This is a genomic window from Pararhizobium arenae, assembly GCF_001931685.1.
Classification (GTDB): domain Bacteria; phylum Pseudomonadota; class Alphaproteobacteria; order Rhizobiales; family Rhizobiaceae; genus Pararhizobium; species Pararhizobium arenae.
In genome coordinates, this window is record NZ_MOOY01000002.1 from 90,077 (window position 1) to 107,454 (window position 17,378).

The window sequence follows — 17,378 nt, forward strand, 5'->3', positions numbered from 1 at the left end:
CTCCTCCACAGGCGGAGGCTTTCTCCGCCAGGCGCCCTTGCCGGTTTGCCGGCTCCTCCTCATGTCGGCTTTACCCGACCTCCACACGCTGCGCCGAACGTGATGCTTACTTAAAGCGCCAGCAACGCCTCTCCCGTGGCGATGTCTGTCACGAAATGCGTTGCATATCCCGCTTCAAGGGTCGCAACGATGGCGGGCAATTTAGACGACCCCCCGGCCACGCAGATCCTGCTCGGCACCTGGCGCAATTCGTTGAGCGTAATGCCGACCATGCGGTCGTCATGATCTCCACCGACGGCAGCACCATGGGCATCCAGAAAGCGACCGATGATCACGGCGACAGCACCACGGGCGACGTAATCGTCAATCTCTTCCTGACTTGCGATACCGGAGACCCGTACCGTGCTGCGGGGACCCAAATCACCGACGCCGAAAAGGATGCGATTTGAGGAATGCACCAGGTGCATCTGTTTTTTAAGCACGGGTTCGGCGAGCAGCGCCGCCTTCAGCTCGCGCGTCGACAAAACGGCTGGCGCCAGCAGGTTGACGCAGCGCGCATGGATGCGATTGGAAAGCAGAGAGGTGCAAAGCTCCGGTGAAAATTCAGGCTCGCCGGTGGAACTGCCGGAAACCTGCACTACCGTCAGGTTCGATACCGGTCGGGTCAAGGCGATCTGGTCGGCGACGGCCAGCACCGTGCGGCCCCATGCAACGCCAATCACGTCTCCGTCCTCAATCTGATCAGCGAGTACCCTGGCGCCAGCGTCTCCGAGGCGTTGAGACAAGCTTTCATCCGTGCCGTTGGGAATGACGAAGACGCCGGAAAGCCCGTATTTGCTCATCAACGCCCGCGCAACGCTGGTGCGCCCGCCGGCCTTGGGGTTGATGACGACGGAAACGATCCCACGCTCGCGTGCTTCCTGCAGGTAGTTGACGATGGTGGCGCGCGAGACATTCAATTGCTTGGCGATCTCGCTCTGGGTCAGCTGGTCGGCATAATAAAGCCAAGCCGCCCACATCACGGCATCATCGAACTCCGTGGGCAAGGATACCCCGATTTCGTCGCCGCTTTTGCCTGAAGATTTTTCTCGTCCCATGGCGCTATTTGGCAGAGCGGTCTGTCATTTGTCAATCTTTGTTGTCATGTGTATTGACAAATGACAATTACGGTTGTCTTTTGTTTTCACATACGCAGGATGACGGCGTTGTCCATGCCCTGGGAGGGGATCGGCGGGTCGGGCGAGGAGGATCGAATGGCAGTCACGATGCCTGACGGCGGCTGGACGGCGTTGATTGACGACATTGTAGGCGGTCGATGGACAAACCCGGAAACGGGCATGCTGGCATCCGTTCCCTACGAGAAGATCGTCATCGAGGAGAGCCTGGACGGTCGCGAGGCGGATTTGATCGCGGACCTTGCACTCGGCGAGCGCTATACAGTCGTGGCAGATGCCGATACCTGGGATGCGATGGGCTCACGCGTGGCGAGAGCTCTGGGTTCGCTTGGTCCCGTGGATACAGTTATCCTCGATCATCCCCATGCCGACATGGCCCATGTTGCCGATCTGAGCGAAAAGCTCGCCGGCGCCGAGGGCGTTGTCGCTGTCGGCTCCGGCACGATCAACGATCTCTGCAAGTTCATCACCGGCCGCAGCAATCGCCGCTATGCCGTTTTCGGCACCGCGGCATCGATGAACGGGTATACGTCCACAACGGCTTCGATCACCCTGGAGAACGGTCTGAAGGTGTCGTTGCCGTCCCATGCACCCTCCGGCTTCTTTATTGATCTCGGTGTCAATGCTGCGGCACCGGCTTATCTTTCGGCTGCAGGCTTTGCCGATTGCCTTGTGCGTTCGGTGGCGCAGGTCGATTGGTGGATGTCCCATCGCCTGATCGGCAGCCTGTATTCGACAGTGCCCTACGTTATACAGGACGCGGATGAGCGGGAACTCAATGCACGCGCCAAGGGTATCGCCGAGGGCGATATCGCTGCCAATGGCTACCTGCATCGGGTCCTCACGATGTGTGGTCTCGGCGTGTCTTTCACCGGCATGTCGAACCATGGCTCGATGGGCGAGCACCAGGTGTCGCACTATATCGACTGCTTTGCCGGCGACAGGCACCCGGGCACCTTGCACGGCCAGCAAGTCGGCGTTGCGACGTTGTCCATGGCGCGGTTGCAGCGCCTGTTCCTCGACAGCGAAAAGCCACCGGTCATCGGCCCGACAAGGATCGACCCCGAAGGAATGAGAGCCCGTATGGGCTGTGAGATCGCCGCCCAGTGCTGGCAGGAAATCCAGCCGAAAGTCTTCGATGCGCGGACTGCCGCCGAAATCAATGAAAAGCTAGCCGACATCTGGCCGTTACTGCGGCAGGAGTTGAAGGCGTTTGCACTTCCTGTCGAAGAAATGGAACAACTCCTGCGGGACGCTGGCGGCCCGATGACGGCGGCCGACCTCGGCTTGCCGGCAGACATCTACAGAGAAGCGCTCGTGCATAGCCGCGAGATGCGCAACCGTTATGCCTTTCTCGATATAGCCGCCGATGCGGGGCTGCTCGAGGACTTTGCGGCCGGGGAGGCGTAAACCATGCGCCCGGTCGCCGAAATGCCGAAGGATGTCGCGGGCGCTGTTCGCGTGCTTTTTGCCGATATCGACGACACGCTGACCAATGAGGGCCGGCTGCCGGCCGTTGCCTATGACGCCCTGGAGCGGCTGAGCGGCGCCGGCATCGCGGTTGCCCCGATCACAGGGCGGCCGGCGGGCTGGTGCGATATGATCGCCCGGATGTGGCCCGTGGTCGGGGTGGTCGGCGAAAATGGGGCCTTCTATTTCGCCTATGACGAAGAAGCGCGCCGAATGCGTCGCAGCTTTGCCATCGGCGAAACGCAGCGTGCCACCGACCGGCAACGGCTCGCGCGGGTGAGTGCCCGGATACTGGCGGAGGTTCCCGGCGCGGCGATCTCCGCTGACCAACTGTATCGCGAGGCCGATCTTGCCATCGATTTCTGCGAGGATATTCCGCCGCTTGCCGACACCGATGTCGATCGTATCAAGCACATTTTCGAGGAAGAGGGCGCGGTCGCAAAAATCTCCTCCATCCACGTCAACGGCTGGTATGGCGCCTATGACAAGCTGACCACGAGCCGCCGATTTGCGGCCGATATTCTCGGCATGGATCTCGATGCCGAAAAGCATCGGATCGTCTTTGTGGGGGATAGCCCCAATGACGCGCCTATGTTCGGCTTCTTCCCCAATGCTTGCGGCGTCGCCAATGTTCTCGATTTTCTGGGAAACCTCGACAGCGAGCCAACCTATGTCGCCGCTAAGAAGGGGGGCTATGGGTTCGTCGAGGTGGCCAACCGCATTCTTGAAGCCCGAGGGCAAGCGGCATGAGCGGCTCTGGCGCAGCGAAGGACGCAACGTCCGCACTGTTGGCTGAGAAATGACATCCGGCCGCGGGAGACGGTTCGGATGAAACAGGAGACAGGTGCGGGCCTGTAAGGATCGCGCCCGATGGATGGGTGAACAGGCCTCACGCGCGGTGACCATGCGCGATGGGTTTGTTACGGGAGGTAGAGACAATGGCTGTCGCGCAGGTAAAACGCATTGCGATTTCGGATTCGCCCTGGCCGTGGTTGTTGCCGCTGACCGCGCTGCTGGTCGTCTTCACCATCTATCCGCTGATCTACAACATCTGGCTCAGCTTCCATGAATTCGTGCCCAAGAGCCGCGGGCTGAAGTTCGTCGGGTTTTCCAACTGGATACAGCTCTGGAACGATACACGCTTCTGGAGCGCGCTGGGCGTCACGTTCCTCTATTTCATCGTGGCGCTCACCATCGAGATCATTCTCGGAATGTCCATTGCTCTGCTGCTCGATGCGGAGTTGCCGGGCTTCGGTGCCCTGCGCGCCATCCTGTCGATGACCCTGGTCATCCCGCCGGCCATCGCCGGCATGATGTTCCTGCTGATGCAGGACCCGCAATTCGGCGTGCTGCCCTACCTGCTCGACCAACTCGGCATTCTCGGCAAAGGAACGCCGATCCTGGCCACATCTTCGCTCGCGCTCGCAGGCGTGCTGGTTGCGGAGATATGGCAATGGACGCCGTTTATGGTGCTGATCTTCATGGCGGGTCTACGCGCACTTCCCGTCGAGCCTTACGAAGCGGCAAGTATCGATGGCGCTTCTGCCTTCCAGATGTTTCGCCGGCTGACGCTGCCGATGATGTCCAAGGTGATCGCGGTCGCGGTTCTCTTGCGCGGCATCGATCTCTTCCGTGTCTTCGACTACGTCTTCGTGATGACGTCGGGCGGGCCGGGCACCTCGACCTATACGGTCAGCCTCTATGCCTGGCAGCAGACTTTCTCCTTCCTGAAGTGGGGCTATGGCGCGACGCTCAGCCTGACGAGCCTCGTCATCATCATGGTCATGGCCAATCTGTTCATTCGCATCGCAAAGGTGAGGTGGTAACATGCAACAGAGTGCATTTGCGCGCACGTTGCGCACCATCGCCGGCTGGTGCGTCGTCGGGATTTTCTTCTTCCCGATCTATTTCTGGACATCGGTCGCCTTTCGCGATGCCAAGGACATTTTCAACTGGCCGCCGATCTTCGTCGATTTTTCGCCGACGGTGCAGAATTTCGAGCAGGTGTTCGGCATCTCCCTCGGCTTTGGGCCGCCCGCGGCGGTCACGCCGGGCGGCGGGAATTTCTACATGGGGCCGCGCCTCTGGGATTCCATCGTCGTGGCCTCTCTGTCGACGGTGCTTGCCATCGTGGTGGCGACCCTTGCCGCGTACGCGTTGTCACGCATGCAATTCCGCGGCCGGCATGAATATGTCAACTGGGTGCTCTCTACCCGCATGATGCCGCCAGTGGCGGTTGCCATTCCCATGTTCTTCATCTTCAAGCAGTTTAGCCTGCTCGATACCTACATCGGTGTGATCCTCATTCATGGGCTCATGAACCTGCCGCTGGCAGTCCTGCTCCTGAAAAGCTTCTTCGACGACATCCCGGTCGAAATCGATGAAAGCGCGCTGCTGGATGGCGCTTCGCGCTGGACGATCTTCCGTCGCATCGTTCTGCCGATGGCCAAGGGCGGCATCGCCGCCAGCGCAGTTCTCTGCTTCATCTTTTCGTGGACGGAGTTCCTGTTCGTCCTGACCTTGACCCAGACAGGCCTGAAAACGGTTCCGGTCGTGTCTTCGACTTTCGTGACCTCGATCGGTACCGCATGGGGCAACATGGCTGCACTTGGCGCAGCCGCCATCGTCCCTGCTTTCATCGTCATCTTGCTGGTGCAGCGCCATCTGGTGCGAGGCCTGACGATGGGGTCGCTCAAACAATAGAAAAACATGGGATCGAGCCGGTAGGAGGGCCGATCCCGAACAACGAGAAATTCCGGCACCAAGCCCGGTCCCGGATATGGAGGAGGAAGAAAGCATGAATGAACATGACAGAAAAGCCTATCTCGCCTCGGTAACGGATCGTTTTGTGCGAGGAGAGATGGACCGGCGCAGTTTCTTGCGCACCGCCAGCAAGCTCGGTCTCGGCGCGACCGCTCTGGGCATGGGTTTCGGTAACCGGCCCTTCATGCTGAACAAGGCATTCGCGCAGGAGCAACTTGCGCCCTCGCCGGACGTCATTGCCTGGCTGAAGGACGTTGGCAAGCCCTTCGCCGGCACGACGCTGAAGCTGGCGACGGAATCGACCCCACCCTCGAACGCCATCAATTCGCAGCTGAAGAAGTATTTTGAGGAAGCGACCGGCATCAAGGTCGAGATCGAGGTGCTGCCGCTCGAACAGGTCCTGCAGAAGCTCACACTCGACGTTGCCTCTTCGCTCGGCACCTATGATCTTTACTACATCGACCAGAGCTGGTCGGCATCGTTCAGTCAGGATGTCTTCGATCCGCGTGAGCAGATCGCGGCCAAGACCGAGCTGGCCATGCCGAACTACAACATCGACGACTTCCTGCCGGCACTCGTCGACGGTATCTCGAAATACGAAGACCGGTGGGTTGGCGTTCCCTACGACATCCCGATCTTCATCATGATCTATCGCAAGGATATCTACGAGAAGCTCGGGCTGAAGGCGCCGGCGACCTTCGACGAACTGCTCACCAACTCCGTGGCGATCACGAAGGAGATGGGCCCGACGACCTTTGGCTATGCCGGTCAGATGAAGTCCGGTCACTATGCGCTCGAATGCGAATGGACGTCGATGCTCTGGGGCCATGGCGGCTCGATCTTCAACGCCGACAAGAAATTCGTCGGCAACGACGAGCAAGGCATCAAGGCGCTCGAATACTACACCAAGCTCAGGGAAATCATGCCGCCCGGCGTCGATGGCTGGACCTGGGACGGCCAAGGCCAGGCAGTCGCGCAAGGGGTTGCCGCCTCCATGCTCTCCTGGGGAGAGTTCTTCCCCTATTTCGACGATCCGACCCAGACCAAGGTCTCCGGTCTCTGCGAGGCGGTCATCCCGCCGCAACCGATCGCGCTTCGCAAGCCCGAGGAGTGCGGCTACGGCGAAATCCCTGGCGTCGGTCACCAGGGCGGTTCCTCGCTCGCCGTGTCGAAATATTCCAAGAGCCCTGACGCCGCATGGCTGTTTATGCAGTGGGCGACCTGCGCCGACACGCAGGCGCTTATCACCGCGCTCGGCGGCGGCACGGGCCCGACCCGGGCCTCCGTCTATGACGATCCACGCGTCAAGGCCAATGCCCGCGTCGGCGCCGGAACGACACGGCATCTGCCGGTCGTTCGCGAAACGATCGCCAAGTATATGGGTTCGGAGCCGGATCTGCCGGAATGGGCACAGATCTCTTCCGATACCATTCCCGTCGGTCTCGGCAAGTATTTCGCCGGCAGTTACGGCTCCCCGAAAGAAGCGATGGACGACATCGCCTCCCAGATCGAGACCGTTATGAAGGGCTGATGCCGGAAGCTGGAAGGGGCGTCATGCTCGTGACGCCCCTTCGATCGGCGCACTGCAACACGTAAGGGAGGATGTTGCGTTGGGAAAGCCTTTGATTGCGATTACGGGTGCGAGTTCTGGGATAGGCGAGGCGGTCGCCCGTGCTTTTTCTGTCGCCGGCCACCCTTTGTTGCTGATGGCCCGCCGGCTTGACCGGCTGGAGAAACTCGGTTTGCCCAATGCGGTGTTGCGGCAGGCGGACGTCCGCGATCGTGATGCCATCGTTGCCGCGGTCAAGGCGGCCGAAGGCGAACATGGCCCGGTGGATATGATGTTTGCCAATGCCGGGATTGCTCGCCTCGGAGACATTGCCCGTCAGCCGCCCGAAGACTGGGACGAGATGATCGATATCAACACCAAGGGCGTGATGAACAGCGTCTATGCCGTCATGAACGGCATGATCGAGCGCAAGCACGGCACACTGATGATGATGAGTTCGATCGCCGGTCGGAAGGTCTATCCCGATCACACCGTCTATTGCGGCACCAAGTTCTTCGTCCACGCGGTGTCGGAAAGCCTGCGTGAATACCTCTCTCCACATGACGTCCGTGTCATCGTCATCTCCCCGGGAATTATAGATACGGAGGTGCTGGATGGTGTGCGCGACGAAACAACGCTTGCCAATTACAAGGCCAACAAGGCGGCGATCGGCGGCGGGATTTCGGCGGATATCGTGGCCGAGCTGATCCTCGATGCCTACCAGAAGCCGCAACGCGCCATCGTCCAGGAAATCGTCATCACGCCAACCCGGCAGAAATATTGAAGCATCGCAGCTCCGTTCCGTGTGGACGGGAAAAGCTACTCATTGGAGTGAAGATTACCATGGCGACCGTGGAATATCAGCGCATCGGAAAATCCTTCGGCGCCTTTACGATCATGCGCGATGTCTCGTTCAAGATCGAAGATCACGAGTTCGTTGTTCTGCTCGGGCCGTCCGGCTGCGGCAAGACAACCCTGCTTCGGATGACTGCTGGCCTGGAGACCGTCAGCGAGGGAGACCTGCTGATCGATGGAAAGCGGGTGAACGACATGCATCCGCGCGATCGCTCGATCGCGATGGTGTTCCAGAACTACGCGCTCTATCCGACGATGAAGGTTTATGACAACATCGCCTTCTCACTCGAAGTCGCCAAGGTTCCTGCCGCCGAAATCCGGAAAAAGGTGGAATGGGCGGCAGCGACGCTGAACCTGACCGACTATCTTGGCCGCTATCCCAAGGAACTCTCCGGTGGCCAGCGCCAGCGCGTTGCCATGGGCCGTGCCATGGTGCGCGAGGCAGCGGTCTTTCTCTTCGACGAGCCGCTTTCGAACCTGGACGCGAAGCTGCGCGCCCATATGCGCACGGAAATCCGCCAGCTGCACAATCGTCTGAGGACGACCACCATCTACGTTACCCACGATCAGATTGAGGCCATGACCATGGCGGACAAGATCGTCGTCATGCGGGCCGGTAAGATCGAACAGATCGGCTCTCCCGATGATGTCTATGACCGCCCGGCAAGCAAGTACGTCGCAGATTTCATCGGCTCCTCGGCCATCAACTTCCTCCCCGGAACGGTCGTCGTGGCCGATGGCATTCCTGCTGTCGACACGGCGACCGGACGGGTACCGCTCGATAAATCGACGGCAGCGAAGCCGGGGCAGTCTGTCGTGATCGGATTGCGTCCGACCGATATCCAGGTGGATTCTGCCGGGCCGCTCGCGGCGAAGTCGGTCCTGGTCGAGCGTCTGGGGCATGATGCGCAGCTGTTCTGCGACGGTCCGGATGGCCGGTTCGTCGCGGTCGTCGACAAGGCCGTGCGTCTCTCGCCCGGAACAGATGTGCGTTTCAGTGTGCCCACCTCCAAGGTTCACGTTTTCGATGCCGCGACCGAGGCCCGCATTTAGGTTCACGGGCTCTCTCAATCACAGGTTTTTTGCGCCGTGCCGGACCCGGACGGTCAGGAAAGGAAGTTTCATGAAATCGCGCTGGTCGGATTCCGAATTTGCCGCCGTTGTCGACGCTTACGTTGCCAAAGGCATCAACCGCGACCTTGCTGTCCGCACCTACACGACCCGGTTACTCGGCTGCGATCCGGAGCTGGTTCTGCACGGCGGCGGCAACACCTCGGTTAAAACCGTTCTGACGGAAATGGATGGGACCGAAGTGGAGGTGCTTTGTGTCAAGGGCAGCGGGTGGGATATGGGGACAATCGAGCCTCAGGGTTTGCCAGCCGTGCGCCTTGAGCCGTTGCGCGCCATGGTCGGTTTCCAAACGCTCTCCGATGACGACATGGTGATGCTGCAGCGCCGGCTGCTGATCGATCCATCCGCGCCTAATCCGTCTGTCGAAGCGATCCTGCACGCCCTTCTGCCGTTCAAGCATATCGACCATACCCATGCGAACGCCATCGTATCCTTGACCAACCAGCCCCATGGCGAAGAGATCATCCGTGACCTTTTCCCGGATTCGATCATCGTTCCCTATGTCATGCCGGGCTTCGACCTTGCCAAGGTCTGTGATGCGGCCTACAGCGCCAATCCCAGGGGCGACGGCATGATCCTCTTAAAACATGGCATCTTCACATGGTCGGACGATCCGCGAACCTCCTATGAGGACATGATCGCCAAGATCGAAAAGGCGGAAAAACGCATCGCCAAAGGCCAGGTAAAGCCGTTCCGGAGCGTCGCTGTCCCGGGAGGGCTGGCCGATGCTGCAGACATCGCACCCATCCTTCGGGGCGCGCTTGCCATCGACACGGGCAAGGACGGTGAGCCCAGGCGCTTCGTGCTCGAGCATCGTTCGAACGAACGAATTCTCGACTTCTGCAATTCGGATAAGGTTGAAAGCCTTGTGCATCGCGGCAACGCAACCCCGGAACACGTCATTCACATCAAGCGCTTTGGCGTTGCACTCCCGGCGCCGCAGAAGGACAAGCTTGACGAATGGTCAGCAGAGGTGCGCGCGGCGGTCGCGCGCTACGAGGCCGATTACACCGACTATTTCACCCGCAACAATGCCCGTGCAGGCGGTAACAAGCAAATGCTCGACCCGAAACCCCGTGTTTTCTACGTGGCCGGAGTAGGTCTCTTTGCCGCCGGCGCGGCGCACAAAAATGCTGTCGTTGCAGCCGACGTGGCGGAGGCGACCATCGAGGTCATCACCAATGCCGAGGGGATTGATGCTTTCGAGGCTCTTTCCGAGGTCGATCTCTTCGACATCGAATATTGGTCGCTTGAACAGGCCAAGCTCACAAAGGTTCAAGAGAAGCCGCTCACCCGGCATGTAGCGATTGTGACGGGGGCGGCAAGCGGCCTTGGTCTGGCGGTCGCCGAAGCGCTGAAGGCAGAAGGGGCAGACGTCGCCCTGTTCGATATCTCGGAAGAGCCCCTGAAAGCGGCGGCGAAGCGGCTCGGTGCGTTGCCTGTCATCTGCGATGTGAGCAGCCCCGACGCGGTGGATAGTGCCGTGGCGGAGGTCGCCCGTCATTTCGGCGGCATCGACATCCTGATCTCCAATGCCGGCGCGGCCTTTCAGGGCAGGCTTCTCTCGGTGGACGAGGCCACATTCCGCAAGGCCTTCGAGCTGAATTTCTGGAGCCATCACTATGTTGCACGGGCCGTCGTCCGCGTGATGGAAAAACAGCAAACCGGCGGCGCGCTGGTTTTCAACGTCTCGAAGCAGGCGGTCAATCCGGGAGCAGATTTCGGTCCCTACGGCACATCGAAAGCAGCGCTGATGGCGCTGATGCGGCAATATGCTGTGGAGCACGGCGCGTCCGGCATCACCTCGAACGCTGTCAACGCCGACCGCATCCGCACCGGCTTGATGACAGACCAGATGGTGGAGGACCGCTCGAAAGCGCGCGGCCTGACACCGGAGGAATACATGCGCGGCAACATGCTGAAGCGCGAGGTAACGGCTGCGGACGTGGCGGCGGCATTCCTGCACCTTGCCAAGGCCCGCGCTTCGACAGGCGCTGTCATCACCGTGGATGGGGGTAACGTCGCCGCGATGATGCGATAGCGCGAAAGCGGCTTCCCGAGGCGGCGTGCCGGTCATCGCCGCTATATTGAAAATGGCATTGGAGGGACATCGCGCATGGCAACCATCCTCATTCTGGGCGCTGGCGTCATGGGTTCGGCGCTCGCCGTTCCCGCGAGCGACAACGGGCACATCGTTCTGCTTGCGGGAACCCCGCTTGATGCGCCTATCATCGACCAACTTAAGCAAAAAGGGGGCATCCACCCGAAGTTCGATAGCCCGCTTCCAAATACCGTACAGGTCCTGGCCAATGAGGAACTGACTGCGGAGCACGCGGAAGCCGCCGACCTTGTTGTCGTCGGCGTCTCCAGCCCCGGAATTGACTGGGCGGTAAACCGGCTGAACGGGCTGCTGGCCTCTGACAAGCCCATCGCTTTCGTAACCAAGGGGTTGGATCGCGACGGAGAGCGTGTGGTGACCTATGCCGAGACACTGCCCCACCGGATACGCAGGATGGCAACCTTCATCGGCATCGGCGGCCCCTGTATCGCCAAGGAGCTTGCGAGCCGCCTCCCGACACTCAGCGTTTATTCCGGCCCAGATCGCGAAGCGACTGGATGGGCGGCAGAACTGATGCGTACTCCCTATTATCGGCTTGCGGTCACCGAAGATGTAACAGGCGTCGAGGCTTGTGCGGCTCTGAAAAACTTCTTTGCCATCGGTGTGAGCGCCATGCAGACGCGCTACCCCGACCCGACGCGACCGGACGGGCAATCCAAGAACCCGACGGCGGGAGCCTTCAATCAGGCGACGCAAGAGATGGCGGCGCTCTGTGAGCGCATTGGCGGGCGCCGTGCCACCGCCTTCGATCTTGCCGGTCTTGGCGATCTCCATGTGACCGTCGGTGGCGGACGCAACAGCAGGCTCGGTCACGGGTTGGGGCAGGGGCGTTCGGTCTCCGAAGTGAAAGCCGGCGAGCTTGCGGGTGAAACGGTTGAAGGCATCGATACGGCCCGAGTTGTCCTCGCCCTGCTGAGTCAAATCGAGAATGCGGAAAGTGAATTTCCATTGGCAACCGCCATCACCAATGCCGTGACGACGAACGGGAAACTGGCCTTCGATTTCGGTAGGCTAGGCGCGATGTAGATCGGACCTCTTGCCGGTACCCGTCCATTATTTTCGGCAGGCGCTAAGCCCTGACGCACCTTGAAATTTTTTATGGTCAAGCTGAAGGGGCATAGCCGTTTACAACGATCGGTTCGTGGGCGGCGGCAGCAAGACCTGCTGCCGCCGCGCAAAATGTCTATCGCAGTTGGACGTCGACTGTCGCCGTGCCTTTCAGTGCATTCGAATAGGCACATATCCGGCGGGCTTCGTCCACGAGGCGAAGAGTGTCGGATTGACCGAGGCCCTCCACGACCGGCTCCAGCAGCGCGTCGATCCCGTACGCACCTGCCTCGTTTACCGTCAGCGTGACGGTCGCGCTTACTGCGATCGACTGGGGAGAGAGGCCAAGCGACTTGGCCGCGACACCGAGTGATGAGGTGAAGCATGCGCCGAAGCCTGCGGCGAAGAGTTGCTCCGGATTTGTGCCGTGCCCGCTTCCACCAAGCACCCTCGGGAACGCAAGTGCGACATCAAGCTGAGCGTCGTCGGACCGTGCCTTGCCATCACGCCCGCCCTTGATAACCACCGTGGTCGTATAAAGCTTTTTCACAGTAAACCTCCTTCAGCGGTCAGCCGGCTTGGCGGCCAGGTCGTAGAACGCCTGCGGCATGCCTTTGACGCCGAGTTGGGCAAAGGCTCGCGGCCAGTCGAACTGGTCCCAATGTTCGTACAGCTGGCCGTCGCGAACGCTCCAGACATCGATAGCATCGAACTCGAGCTTCTGCCCCTTCGGCTCTATGCCGAGCAGGCGCGCACCCGTTACCGTGCCTTGCCAGGTCCAGCGCGTGACCACCCGCTCTTCCGTCGCGAATACGTCCCGCAGGGTGAAACGCGCATCGGGCATCGCCTGATAGATGACGGGGATGAAGTCGATCAGACCCTGACGGCCCTCGGGAACGAGAGGGTTGTGCTGGATATAGTCCTCGGCAACGAGAACGTTCAGCATCTCGATGCGCTTGTTCTGATCCGGTTCGTTGAGCATGACCTCTGAGAAGCTGCGGCCGAGCCACGCATTGTATTCAATCGTGCCCTTTTCGGCCGGCGGCGCGGGCAGGAGATCCGTGGCGGCGGCAAAAATGGGCCATGCGAAAGCATTCGCCAGCACGGTGGCGATCAGGAGGATCTTCATGTTCGTTGGTCCTTGGGAGCCGATGCGTCGGCGGCGACGACGGGCCTTCCGTCGTGAGATGCTTAATAAATGATCGATCGATCACAAACAAGATTGAATAATGATCGATCGATCACTAATTTGTGTTTTCACACTTTCACAGCATCGGTGGTAACTGGATTCAACGGGAGCAAACCATGGCACGGCCGCGCAATTACGATGAGGGAGCCGTGATCACCGCGGCGATGAATGTCTTCTGGCGCAAGGGATATGTCGCCACATCCATGTCTGATCTTTACCAGGCGACGGGTCTGAAGCCGGGCAACCTTTACGTAACGTTCCAAGACAAAGAGCACATGTTCCGCAAGGCCTTCGAAGCCTATGCGGCACAGTTTCGTGCCAGTTTGCCTCAAAATGCCCGGGGGCTTGAGGCCATCCGGTCGTGGCTCGACACGCAGGTTCGGCTTGCGACGGAAGATCCCGAGCGTAAGGGCTGCCTGATCGTCAACACAGTCGCCGAGCGGTCTGCTCATTCCGCGGAAACGCAGGCCCTTGCCCAAGCGCGCCTCAATGAGATCATGGACTTTTTCCGCGAAGCATTGCGGGACGCGGTGAAGATGCGCGAAATAGCGGTTGATACCGACATCGATCGTCATGTGGCAGCGCTGACCGGTGCGGTAATCGCTATTATGACGATGGGCCGGGGCGCCGCCGCCGCCGAGACGATCCAGGCAATTGGCCACGTCGCTTTTCACTCTCTAAAGCCGGAGACGAAGCCGGTCGGATAACGACGGCGAAGGCTTGTGAGAGGTATTCACGAGAGCTTGTTGTTCAAAAGTTCAGCGATAATCGCCGCACTGTCAGCGTCGTCATTGTGAACTGCGCCCGTTCACCTCAACCTTTCCATTACCTTGAGGAGGTCGACGAAGGCCCGCAGTGGCGACGGCATGTGCCGGCTGCGCGGGTAATAGAGCGCCAAGCCGGGGTTGGGCGGGCACCAGTCATCCAGCACGGTCACCAACTGGCCCGATCCGAGGAGCGACCGCGCGAAGTGTTCTGGCACATAGGCAATGCCGCGACCGTGTGCCGCCGCCTGCACGAGAAGATCGCTATCATCGAGAGTAAGGTTGCCCGGCACGTCGATCGCGATTTCCTCTCCGCGTTTGGAAAATTCCCAGCGGTATCGTTTTCCGCTGGGGAGACGTTGGCGGATACAGTGATGCGCGTTGAGGTCGTCGGGTGTGTCTGGTCTCGACTTTCCGTCCAGATATGACGGCGCTGCGACAGCGATAAAGCGCACATCGCCGCCGAATTTCACTGCGATCATGTCTTTTGGAACGGTTTCCAGCAGCCGTATTCCCGCGTCGAAACCCTGTTCCACGATATCGACGAGCCGCCCTTCCGACACCAGATCAAGCTCGACTTCGGGGTAAAGATCGAGAAAGCGCGGAACGACGTCCTTGAGCAGGATGCGGGCGCCGCTCTTGTTCGCATTGATCCGCAACGTGCCGCTCGGGGTGCCACGATCCTCTGAAAGGGTATCGAGCGCCTGATCAAGATCCTGAAGAACCGGATCGAGGCGGGCGAGCAGGCGTGCGCCGGCATGTGTCAGCGAGACGCTGCGTGTCGTCCGATTGAAGAGCCGGACTCCGAGTTTCGCCTCAAGGCTGATGATCGCGTGGCTCAGCGCGGAACGCGAAACACCCATGGCATCGGCAGCTCTGCGAAAGCTTTGATGATCGGCCACCGTGGAAACGGCAGCCAGATCGCTGAGGCTGGGACGCACCATTCGTGAATTATCCTCACCATGTTATCTCAAATTGCCAATCTTATAGCACCAATGCGGCAGGTCTATATTCGATTGAAAGGTAAGGAGATCACATGCCAAAGACATGGTTCATAACCGGCGCTTCTTCGGGGCTCGGTTTCGAGATGACGCAGCAATTGCTTGCGCAGGGTCACACGGTAGTCGCAACCGTGCGCCGCCTTGAGGCGCTGGCGCAACTCGCGCAGACTTACCGCGACCGCCTGGATGTCGTTCAGCTCGATCTGGTCGAGCCGGAGGACATGAGCCTGGCTATCGACGGTGCCTTCCAGCGACATGACCGTATAGACACAATTGTAAGCAATGCGGGCTACGGACTGCTCGGTGCGGCGGAAGAGCTGACGAACACGGAGATCGATCGACAGATCGCCACAAACCTCCTGGGCTCCATCCATCTGATCCGCGCCGCGCTGCCGCGTCTTCGAAAGCAGGGAGGCGGGCGGATCGTCCAGGTGTCGTCCGAAGGCGGACAGATCGCCTATCCGGGTTTTAGCCTCTATCACGCGACCAAGTGGGGCATCGAAGGCTTCATAGAAGCCGTGGCACAGGAGGTGGCGCCTTTCGGCATCAACTTCATCATAGCCGAGCCCGGACCGACCGGCACGAATTTCGGAGCCAATCTGGTCTGTGCGGACCCCATCCCCGTCTATGATGAAACTCCCGCCGGTGCCGTTCGTCGCGCCATCAGCGAGGGGAACTTCGAGATCAAGGGAGATGCCTCGCGCACCGCGACCGCACTCCTTGCAGCCAGCGAGAGCGAAGTGCCGCCGTTGCGACTGGCGCTGGGAAGCACAGCCTATTCCTCGATCTCGCAGGCGCTTTCGACACGTCTGGCTGCTCTTGAGACGCAGCGGGAGGTAGCAATTTCCGCCGACCGGCAGGATTTGTGAACCTTGCAGCGGCAGAAAAGCATCGTCCACGATAGAAAGGAAAGGCCATGTTCCTTCGACCGTTCATATTGATTATCGCCCTCAGCATGTCGTCGTCTGCTTTCGCACAGTTCATCGGTAAAAATCAGGTGTCAGGGACCTGGCGAATGATGTCGGCGACGATCGACCCCGGCGGAAAAAATATCCCCGCCTATGGTGAGAAGCCCCACGGTCTTCTCGTCTTCACGCCCGATATGCATTTCGTGGAAGTTCTGGCCGACGCCGATGTCCCGCGGTTCGCTTCCAATGCTCGAGGTGAGGGAACGGATGACGAAAACCGCATGGCCATGGCGCGCAGCATAGGTTTTTTCGGAACATACACCGTGGACGATAACGGGCAATTCAGCGGTAACCGTGTCGAAGGCGCGACATTTCCGAACTGGGTCGGCAGCGTGCGAACGCGCGATGATCTCACGCTTGTCGTTGATGGCGACCGAATGACCGAGAAATTTCGCAGGCCGGAAGGCACGGAAATTCGGATCGAATGGCAGCGGGTCAAGTGAGGCACCGCAATGCGGTCGTCAAAATGAGTGCGGATTGTTGTCTGCAGACCGCCTCATGACAATCTTCGGATGAGCATCAGGCTATCGCCGCGGGTAAACCTTGCCGGCCATCAAGGCCAAACGCTCGCGGTTGTGGGCTCCGCAAGCCGACTTCCTAGCGAGTATAGAGCGCGCGTGAGCGCTCGAGATGTTTGAGCATTGATGCTTCCGCGCCGCTGCCGTCTTTGGCTTCCAGCCGATCGACGATTTCCTCGTGCTCGACAAGCGTGAACTTTTCCTTGCCGGTCCAGATCAGCATGTCCGTATGGTAGGCCTTGAGCCATGCGAGCATTGCCTCGCTGACGCCGACGAAGATCGGATTGCCGGAAATCTCCGCGATACGGGTATGGAATTGCATGTCCGCGGCGATGAAGGCTTCGGCATCGCCCAGAGATTCCCGCTGGGTTTCGATGATCTTGCGCAAGTCGGCAATATCCTGTGGCGTTGCGCGCGAGGCTGCCTCCCGCGCCATGCCGCGCTCGAAGAAGATGCGGGCGTTCTTCAGGTTCTCCAGCGAATCCGAAGACTGCGAGAGGAAGATTTTCGCCGTCAGGTCTACCTGATGGAAGAGCGACTGGGCCGTCAGCTGCAACACCTTTGCGCGCTCGCCGTGGGAGATCGCCACCAGACCCATATTGGCCAGCGACTGCATGGCCTCGCGGATCGCCGGACGACCAACGCCGAAGCGTTCCATCAGCACGCGCTCGGACGGCATCTCATCGCCCGGCTTCAGTTCACCCGATGTGATCATGCGCTCCAGCCGGTCGAAAACCTCGTCCGAAAGCTTGCGGCGGACAATCGGTTCTGCCGGCTTGCGGGTCGCGGTTCTCTGGCTCACGTCTTTCTCCTTCGGCGCACGTTCTCG

Annotated in this window: 17 protein-coding genes; 12 read left to right on the forward strand and 5 right to left on the reverse strand. The window is 60.0% G+C overall.

Translation table 11 applies throughout. The annotated features are described in order from the left end of the window. Positions 1 to 110: 110 nt before the first annotated feature. Complete coding sequence (locus tag BLX89_RS03825; protein ID WP_075289341.1) at positions 111 to 1,097, reverse strand: sugar-binding transcriptional regulator; 987 nt, start codon at positions 1,095 to 1,097, stop codon at positions 111 to 113. A 156-nt stretch (positions 1,098 to 1,253) separates the two neighbouring features. On the opposite strand from BLX89_RS03825, the gene BLX89_RS03830 reads away from it, so the two are divergent. From BLX89_RS03830 to BLX89_RS03870, 9 genes are all read left to right on the forward strand, one after another. After that, a complete protein-coding gene (locus BLX89_RS03830; protein ID WP_075289342.1) occupies positions 1,254 to 2,585 on the forward strand; it encodes an iron-containing alcohol dehydrogenase in 1,332 nt (443 codons plus the stop codon). A gap of 3 nt (positions 2,586 to 2,588) precedes the next feature. Then, positions 2,589 to 3,395 (forward strand): Cof-type HAD-IIB family hydrolase, encoded by an 807-nt coding sequence (locus BLX89_RS03835; RefSeq protein WP_075289343.1) that lies wholly within the window; start codon positions 2,589 to 2,591, stop codon positions 3,393 to 3,395. A 188-nt stretch (positions 3,396 to 3,583) separates the two neighbouring features. Further along, positions 3,584 to 4,471 carry a carbohydrate ABC transporter permease gene (locus BLX89_RS03840; RefSeq protein ID WP_075289344.1) on the forward strand — a complete coding sequence of 296 codons (888 nt, stop codon included), beginning with the start codon at positions 3,584 to 3,586 and terminating at the stop codon, positions 4,469 to 4,471. 1 nt (position 4,472) lies between these two features. After that, positions 4,473 to 5,348 carry a carbohydrate ABC transporter permease gene (locus tag BLX89_RS03845; protein WP_075289345.1) on the forward strand — a complete coding sequence of 292 codons (876 nt, stop codon included), beginning with the start codon at positions 4,473 to 4,475 and terminating at the stop codon, positions 5,346 to 5,348. 94 nt (positions 5,349 to 5,442) lie between these two features. Then, positions 5,443 to 6,939 carry an ABC transporter substrate-binding protein gene (locus BLX89_RS03850; protein WP_075289813.1) on the forward strand — a complete coding sequence of 499 codons (1,497 nt, stop codon included), beginning with the start codon at positions 5,443 to 5,445 and terminating at the stop codon, positions 6,937 to 6,939. A 91-nt stretch (positions 6,940 to 7,030) separates the two neighbouring features. After that, positions 7,031 to 7,741, forward strand: coding sequence for an SDR family oxidoreductase (locus BLX89_RS03855; RefSeq protein ID WP_245292752.1), 711 nt, complete (start codon positions 7,031 to 7,033; stop codon positions 7,739 to 7,741). A 59-nt stretch (positions 7,742 to 7,800) separates the two neighbouring features. Then, the gene (locus BLX89_RS03860; protein WP_075289347.1) at positions 7,801 to 8,865 is read left to right on the forward strand and encodes an ABC transporter ATP-binding protein; all 1,065 of its coding nucleotides are present in this window, start codon (positions 7,801 to 7,803) and stop codon (positions 8,863 to 8,865) included. A gap of 70 nt (positions 8,866 to 8,935) precedes the next feature. Beyond that, positions 8,936 to 10,984, forward strand: coding sequence for a bifunctional aldolase/short-chain dehydrogenase (locus BLX89_RS03865; RefSeq protein ID WP_075289348.1), 2,049 nt, complete (start codon positions 8,936 to 8,938; stop codon positions 10,982 to 10,984). 75 nt (positions 10,985 to 11,059) lie between these two features. Continuing rightward, positions 11,060 to 12,088, forward strand: a complete 1,029-nt coding sequence (locus tag BLX89_RS03870) for an NAD(P)H-dependent glycerol-3-phosphate dehydrogenase (RefSeq protein ID WP_075289349.1) — start codon at positions 11,060 to 11,062, stop codon at positions 12,086 to 12,088. Between the two features lie 157 nt (positions 12,089 to 12,245). Here BLX89_RS03870 and BLX89_RS03875 read toward each other — a convergent pair whose 3' ends face one another. Next, entirely contained in the window at positions 12,246 to 12,659 is a 414-nt protein-coding gene (locus BLX89_RS03875) for an Ohr family peroxiredoxin (RefSeq protein WP_075289350.1), read from the reverse strand. Between the two features lie 12 nt (positions 12,660 to 12,671). After that, positions 12,672 to 13,238, reverse strand: a complete 567-nt coding sequence (locus BLX89_RS03880) for an ester cyclase (RefSeq protein WP_083637319.1) — start codon at positions 13,236 to 13,238, stop codon at positions 12,672 to 12,674. A gap of 176 nt (positions 13,239 to 13,414) precedes the next feature. On the opposite strand from BLX89_RS03880, the gene BLX89_RS03885 reads away from it, so the two are divergent. Further along, the gene (locus BLX89_RS03885; protein ID WP_075289351.1) at positions 13,415 to 14,005 is read left to right on the forward strand and encodes a TetR/AcrR family transcriptional regulator; all 591 of its coding nucleotides are present in this window, start codon (positions 13,415 to 13,417) and stop codon (positions 14,003 to 14,005) included. Between the two features lie 101 nt (positions 14,006 to 14,106). On the opposite strand, the gene BLX89_RS03890 is transcribed toward BLX89_RS03885, so the two are convergent. Next, positions 14,107 to 15,006, reverse strand: coding sequence for a LysR family transcriptional regulator (locus BLX89_RS03890; protein ID WP_075289352.1), 900 nt, complete (start codon positions 15,004 to 15,006; stop codon positions 14,107 to 14,109). 92 nt (positions 15,007 to 15,098) lie between these two features. Here BLX89_RS03890 and BLX89_RS03895 point away from each other — a divergent pair, with 92 nt between their 5' ends. Beyond that, positions 15,099 to 15,932, forward strand: coding sequence for an SDR family oxidoreductase (locus tag BLX89_RS03895; RefSeq protein ID WP_075289353.1), 834 nt, complete (start codon positions 15,099 to 15,101; stop codon positions 15,930 to 15,932). Positions 15,933 to 15,979: 47 nt separating this feature from the next. After that, complete coding sequence (locus tag BLX89_RS03900; protein WP_075289354.1) at positions 15,980 to 16,474, forward strand: lipocalin-like domain-containing protein; 495 nt, start codon at positions 15,980 to 15,982, stop codon at positions 16,472 to 16,474. Positions 16,475 to 16,628: 154 nt separating this feature from the next. Here the strand turns inward: BLX89_RS03900 and BLX89_RS03905 are convergent, their stop codons facing one another. After that, on the reverse strand, positions 16,629 to 17,351 hold the full coding sequence (locus BLX89_RS03905) for a transcriptional regulator NanR (protein WP_075289355.1): 723 nt from the start codon (positions 17,349 to 17,351) through the stop codon (positions 16,629 to 16,631). Positions 17,352 to 17,378: the final 27 nt, after the last annotated feature.